At 68.6% G+C, this 6,602-nt stretch carries 4 protein-coding genes and 1 rRNA gene; all 5 read left to right on the forward strand.

Going from position 1 to position 6,602, the window contains the following annotated elements:
• The first annotated feature begins 33 nt into the window (after window positions 1-33).
• Window positions 34-1,467, forward strand: coding sequence for an argininosuccinate lyase (gene argH / locus ACSEEN_RS06515; RefSeq protein WP_440712671.1), 1,434 nt, complete (start codon window positions 34-36; stop codon window positions 1,465-1,467).
• Window positions 1,468-1,556: 89 nt separating this feature from the next.
• The gene (locus ACSEEN_RS06520; protein WP_247863902.1) at window positions 1,557-4,622 is read left to right on the forward strand and encodes an AMP-binding protein; all 3,066 of its coding nucleotides are present in this window, start codon (window positions 1,557-1,559) and stop codon (window positions 4,620-4,622) included.
• Window positions 4,619-4,837, forward strand: coding sequence for a Trm112 family protein (locus ACSEEN_RS06525; RefSeq protein ID WP_247863901.1), 219 nt, complete (start codon window positions 4,619-4,621; stop codon window positions 4,835-4,837). Before ACSEEN_RS06520 ends, ACSEEN_RS06525 begins: the two co-directional genes overlap by 4 nt.
• A complete protein-coding gene (gene tyrS, locus ACSEEN_RS06530) occupies window positions 4,834-6,156 on the forward strand; it encodes a tyrosine--tRNA ligase (RefSeq protein ID WP_440712672.1) in 1,323 nt (440 codons plus the stop codon). Before ACSEEN_RS06525 ends, tyrS begins: the two co-directional genes overlap by 4 nt.
• Window positions 6,157-6,504: 348 nt before the next feature.
• Window positions 6,505-6,602, forward strand: a 16S ribosomal RNA gene (locus ACSEEN_RS06535); the annotation flags it as partial.

Genomic DNA, 6,602 nt, shown 5'->3' on the forward strand with positions numbered 1-6,602 from the left:
GACCCTGACCACCTGAAGAGGACGTACAACGCAATGGCCGAGAACACCGACACCACCGGCGCGACGAACACCGGAGCCCTGTGGGGCGGCCGCTTCGCCGACGGCCCGGCGCAGGCGATGGCCGCGCTGAGCAAGTCCACCCACTTCGACTGGGTGCTGGCCCCCTACGACATCGCGGCGTCGAAAGCGCACGCCCGCGTGCTCCTGCGCGCCGGACTGCTCACCGACGAGGAACTCGAAGGGATGCTCGTCGGCCTGGACCGGCTGGCCGACGACGTGGTCAGTGGTGCTTTCGTGGCCGCCGAGTCCGACGAGGACGTGCACGGCGCGCTCGAACGCGGCCTGATCGAACGTGTGGGCCCGGAACTCGGCGGGCGACTGCGCGCCGGCCGCTCCCGGAACGACCAGGTGGCCACCCTCTTCCGCATGTGGCTGCGCGACAGCCTGCGCCGCGTCGCCTCCGACGTCCTGGACCTCGCACAGGCGCTGGTCGGCCAGGCCGCGGCGCACCCGGGCGTCGTCATGCCCGGCAAGACGCACCTGCAGGCCGCGCAACCGGTTCTGCTCGGTCACACCCTGATGGCGCACGCCCAGCCGCTGCTGCGCGACGTCGCCCGTATCGTCGACGCCGACCGGCGGCTGGCCGTGTCACCGTACGGTTCCGGCGCGCTGGCCGGATCGTCGCTCGGGCTCGACCCCGCCGCCATCGCCGAGGATCTCGGCTTCGACCAGGCCGCCGACAACTCGATCGACGCCACCAGCTCGCGTGACTTCGCCGCCGAAGCGGCCTTCGTGCTGGCGATGATCGGGGTCGACATGTCCCGGCTCGGCGAGGACGTGATCCTGTGGAGCACACCGGAATTCGGCTACGTGACGCTCGCCGATGCGTGGTCCACCGGCAGTTCGATCATGCCGCAGAAGAAGAACCCGGATGTGGCCGAACTGGCGCGCGGCAAGGCCGGCCGCCTGATCGGCAACCTGTCCGGCCTGCTCGCCACCCTCAAGGCGCAGCCGCTCGCGTACAACCGCGACCTGCAGGAGGACAAGGAGCCGGTCTTCGACTCGGTCGCCCAGCTCGATCTGCTGCTTCCGGCGATGACCGGTTTGGTGGCGACCCTCGAGTTCCATCCGGAACGCATGGCGGAGCTGGCCCCGGCCGGCTTCACTCTCGCGACCGACATCGCCGAATGGCTTGTGCGGCAGGGGATTCCGTTCCGCGTGGCGCACGAGGTGGCGGGCGCCTGCGTGCGTGCCGCCGAGACCAAGGGCGTCGGCCTGGACGGCCTGAGCGACGACGAATTCACCGCGATCCACCCGGCGCTGACTCCGGCGGTGCGCGAGGTGCTCACCGTCACCGGGTCGATCGAGTCGCGCAACGCGCTCGGCGGCACGTCGTCGTCGCAGGTGCAGCGGCAGATCGACGTCGCGGGCAGCACGATCGCCGACCTGCGTGCCGCGCTCGCCTGAGACCTCCGGCGTGACCTGACTCCCGGGTAGGGAGACCGCGGCCGATCCTTTAGAGTTGGGCATATCGTGCGCGGAAGAGGGGTGTCGCAGTGGTAGGTCTGCCCAACATCGGAGGGGCGGTCGGGCGCATCGTCGCCACGGCCCAGAACGGCCTCGAGGTGATCCGGGTCGGCGGGTTCGAGACCGGCACCGAGCCGGCGCCGTATCGCGTCGTCGAGACCGAGAAAATGTACCGGCTGCGCCGGTACTTCCCGGACGACCCCGGCGACGGCTGCTCGCACATCATCCTGATTCCGCCGATGATGGTCTCGGCCAACGTCTACGACGTCACCGAACACAACGGCGCCGTGTCGATCCTGCACGAGCACGGAATCATTCCGTGGGTCATCGACTTCGGGTCCCCGGACCACGAAGAGGGCGGCATGGAGCGCACCCTCACCGACCACATCCTCGCGGTCAGCCGCGTCGTCGACCTGGTGCACGCGGTGGTCGGGCGCGACGTCCACCTCGCCGGATACTCCCAGGGCGGCATGTTCGCGTACCAGACCGCCGCGTATCGCCGGTCCGAGGGCATCGCCAGCCTGATCACCTGGGGCAGTCCGGTCGACGTACTCGCCGCGCTGCCGCTCGGGCTGCCGGCGAACCTCGCCGTGCCCGGTGCCGAACTGCTGGCCGACAAGGTGTTCAGCCACCTGTGGATCCCCGGGTGGCTGGCGCGCACCGGATTCCAGCTCGCCGATCCGGTGAAGACCGCGCGCAGCCGCATCGACTTCATGCGCAAGCTGCACGACCGCGACGCTCTGCTGCCGCGGGAGGACCAGCGCCGGTTCATCGAACAGGAGGGCTGGGTCGCGTGGTCGGGCCCGGCCGTCGCCGAACTGCTCCGGCAGTTCGTCGCGCACAACCGCATGGTGTCCGGCGGCTTCGTGATCGACGGCGACATCGTGTCGCTGACCGAGATCACCAGCCCGGTGCTCGCGTTCGTCGGCGAGACCGACGACATCGGCCAGCCGGTCGCGGTGCGCGGCATCGTCGACGCCGCACCGGACGCCGACGTGTACGAGACGGTGATCCCGGCCGGGCACTTCGGCCTCGTCGTCGGTTCCACCGCGGGCCGGCTGTCGTGGCCGACCACCGCCGAGTGGATCCGGTGGCGCGACGGCGCGGGCGAACGGCCCGAGCATGTGGCGCCGATGAGCCGGGACCGCGCGGGGCACGGATCGGGGATCAGCTGGACCAACCGGCTCACCTACGGCGTCGGCCAGGTGGCCGGTGCGGGTGCGGTGATCGGCAAGGAAGTGCTCGACGCCGCGGATTCGCTGCAGCGGACGGCCCGCGCGGTGGCCAGCGAATCGGTGCGCACGGTCCCGCGCCTGTTCCGCCTCGGTCAGATCCAGCCGTCGACGCGCATCTCGCTCGGCAAGCTGATGAGCGAGAACAACAAGCGCAGCCCGCAGGCCGAACTCTTCCTCTTCGAGAACCGGGTGCTGACCCACGAGCAGGTCAACACCCGTATCGACAACGTCGTCGCGGGCCTGATCGAGTGCGGTGTCCGGCCGGGTGAGCACATCGGCGTGATGATGGATCCGCGGCCCAGTGCCCTGGTCGCGGTCGCGGCCCTCTCGCGGCTGGGTGCGGTCGCCGTGCTGCTGGCGGCGGGCGCCGACGATCTTGGCGAGATGGTCGCCGTCGCGGAGGCCCGCGTGATCGTCACCGACCCCGATCATCTGGAGATCGCCTCGACGGTCAGCGACCGCGTCCTGGTGCTCGGCGGCGGTGACCAGCGCGTCATCGATCGCGCCGATGGCGCGACCGTCGTCGACATGGAGCGGATCGATCCGGAGAAGGTGCGGATGCCCGCGTGGTACCGGCCCGATCCGGGACTCGCCGGTGACCTGGCGTTCATCCTGTACAGCCGCGTGGAAGGCCGGCTGACCCGCTGGGCGGTGACCAACCACCGCTTCGCGATGTCCGCGTTCGGCGCGGCGGCCGCGGCCGGTCTCACCAGCTACGACACCGTGTACTGCCTGCCGCCCCTGCACCACGCATCCGGCCTGCTCACCACCCTCGGCGCCACCGTCGCCGGCAGGTCGCGGATCGCCCTGTCGACCGGGCTCGACGCCGAGCGCTTCCACACCGAGGTGCGCCGCTACGGCGTCACGGTGGTGTCCTACACGTGGTCGATGCTCAGCGAGGTGGTCGACGCCCCCGGCTTCGATCCCGCGCAGCTGAGCAGCGTCCGGCTGTTCATGGGTTCGGGGTTGCCGACCGGACTGTGGGCCGAGATCGACGAGAAGCTGCCCAAGGCCAAGGTGCTGGAGTTCTTCGCCACCGCCGACGGCTCGGCGATCCTGGCGAACATCGACGGCAGCAAGATCGGGTCGATGGGCCGGCCGCTGCCGGAGACCAACGCCGTCGAACTCGCCGCTTATCGCGCTGACGTGGGTCAGCTCGCGATCGACCGGGACTCCGGCTTCATCCGGCGCGCCGAGGCCGGCGAGGTCGGGATGCTGATGGCGCACGCCGGCCAGCGCTACGAGGCGAGCGGGCGCGTCCTGCGTGACGTCTTCCGCCCGCACGATCGCTGGGAGGTGTCCGGTCTGCTGTTCCGGCAAGACCAGGACGGCGACCTGTGGTTCGTCAGCTCGGCGTCCGGGGTGATCCAGACCAGCGACGGTGTGGTGTATCCCGAGCCGATCCGGCAGGCGCTGTCCCGGGTCGCGGGCATCGACGAGGTGGTGGTCTTCGGGGTGGGGGAGCCCGGCAGCCAGGTCGCCGTCGCCGCGCTCAGCCTGCACGACGGAGCCTCGTCGGTCACCCCGACCCAGCTGCGGGTCGCGCTCGGCGAACTGGAAGCGCACGAACGTCCGCACCTGATCAGCATCGTCAGCGAGATCCCGGTCAGCGAGTCGTACCGGCCGCTCGGCTCGGCGCTGGTCCGGCGAGGTGTGCCGAAGCCCGGTCCGAAGGTCTGGTATCGCGATCCGGGCGGACGTTACCGCCGCTACACCAAGACGGCTGCCGCGTCGATCGACTGGTCGGTGCCGACCCGGGCCCCGGCCGCCCGGCGGCCGTCGGGCGAGACGGCGACCGGCCCGCAACCGGTCGTGAGCGTGCCGAGTAGCCTGGGCTCCGGCGAAAGTGAGGACGAATGACGTCACGAGCAGAGCAGCTCGATCCGATCGTGCGGGCGCGCCTGGTGTGCCCGCAGGATCTCGGCGAACTGATCGATGCGGGCGACGAGCTGTATAACCCCCGGCTGCGGGTGGCGTATGCCATCGACGAACTCGGCATCCCGAACATGCTGATCGCCGACGCCCGCAAGGTCGGCGACGACGAGCATCGTCTGCTGGTCGGAGAGGCGAAGTGACCGACTCGGAACAGTCGGACATCCTCAGCGAACTCACGTGGCGCGGGCTGATCGGCCAGACGACCGATGATGCGACGCTCGCGCGGACGCTCGCCGAGGGACCGATCTCGCTGTACGCGGGCTTCGACCCGACGGCGTCGAGCCTGCACGCCGGACACCTGGTGCCGTTGCTGACCCTGCGCCGATTCCAGCTCGCCGGGCACCGGCCGGTCGTACTGGCCGGTGGGGCGACCGGTCTGATCGGTGATCCGCGCGACGTCGGTGAGCGCACCATGAACTCGACCGACACGGTGGCCGGCTGGGCCGACCGGATCGTCGGGCAGCTTCAGCGTTTCGTCGAGATCGACGACTCGCCGACCGGCGCCGGGAGCGAAGCGAGCGGGCCGACGAGTAACAGCGCGGTGCTGGTCAACAACCTGGACTGGACGCGGGAACTGTCGGCGATCGACTTTCTGCGTGATCTCGGGAAGAACTTCTCGGTCAACGTGATGCTGGCGCGGGAGACCGTGAAGCGCAGGCTGGAGACCGACGGCATCAGCTACACCGAGTTCAGCTACCTGCTGCTCCAGTCGAACGACTTCCTGGAGCTGTACCGGCGGTACGGCTGTGTGCTGCAGGTCGGCGGCTCCGATCAGTGGGGCAACATCATCGGCGGCGTCGACCTGATCCGCAAGGTGGAGGGCGCCACCGCCCATGCGCTCACCGTCCCCCTGGTGACCTCGGCCGACGGCAAGAAGTTCGGCAAGTCGACCGGCGGGGGCAGCCTCTGGCTCGATCCGGAGCTGACCTCGCCGTACGCCTGGTACCAGTACTTCGTGAACACGGCGGATGCCGATGTCGTGAAGTATCTGAAGTGGTTCACCTTCCTCACTCGGGACGAGATCGACGAACTCGCCGCGATCACCGCGGAGAAGCCGTTCCTGCGGACCGCCCAGAAGCGTCTCGCCGAGGAGATGACGAATCTCATCCACGGACCGGAGCACACCGCGGCCGCGCAGCTCGCCAGCCAGGCGCTGTTCGGGCGTGCCGAGCTCGACGGCCTCGATGAGGCGACCCTCGCCGCGGCGCTGGGGGAGACCGGCGTCGCCGAGTACCCGGCCGGCGCGCAACCGACGATCGTCGAGCTGCTGGTCGACTCCGGCCTCGCCGACAGCAACAAGGCCGCCCGGCGCGCGATCGACGAAGGCGGTGCCTACGTCAACAACGCCAAGGTGACCGACGCGGACTGGACGCCCGGTGCCGGCGACCTCCTGCACGGCCGCTGGCTGGTGCTGCGTCGCGGTAAGAAGACCTTCGCCGGCGCACGTATCGGCGCCTGACCAGCGAATTTGTGAAGGTGCACGTCTGCGTGTAACTTAGGTCGGGCCGCCGGCGCAAGGGATTTGAGAAATCCGATCCGAGCGACTTGACGGCGAAGAGGTTCAGACGCTAGTCTGGAACAGTTGCCCGCTTGCCGGGCGGCGCTCTGCTCATTGAAGTTCGCATGACTGTGGTTGTGTGGTGTCAATGGGTGTGTGTTTTTTGAGAACTCGATAGTGTGTGATGGATTTTCTTGTGCCAGTGATTGATTGGTGCTTGAGGAGTCTGTCATTGACAAGACGAATTTTTTGCCAGTCAATTTCTTATTTTTTTGGATTATTTTTTGGTCAGGTCTTTTCTCTGATTTTTGTTTGGAGAGTTTGATCCTGGCTCAGGACGAACGCTGGCGGCGTGCTTAACACATGCAAGTCGAACGGAAAGGCTCCTTCGGGGGTACTCGAGTGGC

Source organism: Gordonia marina, from assembly GCF_052036135.1.
Lineage (GTDB): Bacteria > Actinomycetota > Actinomycetes > Mycobacteriales > Mycobacteriaceae > Gordonia.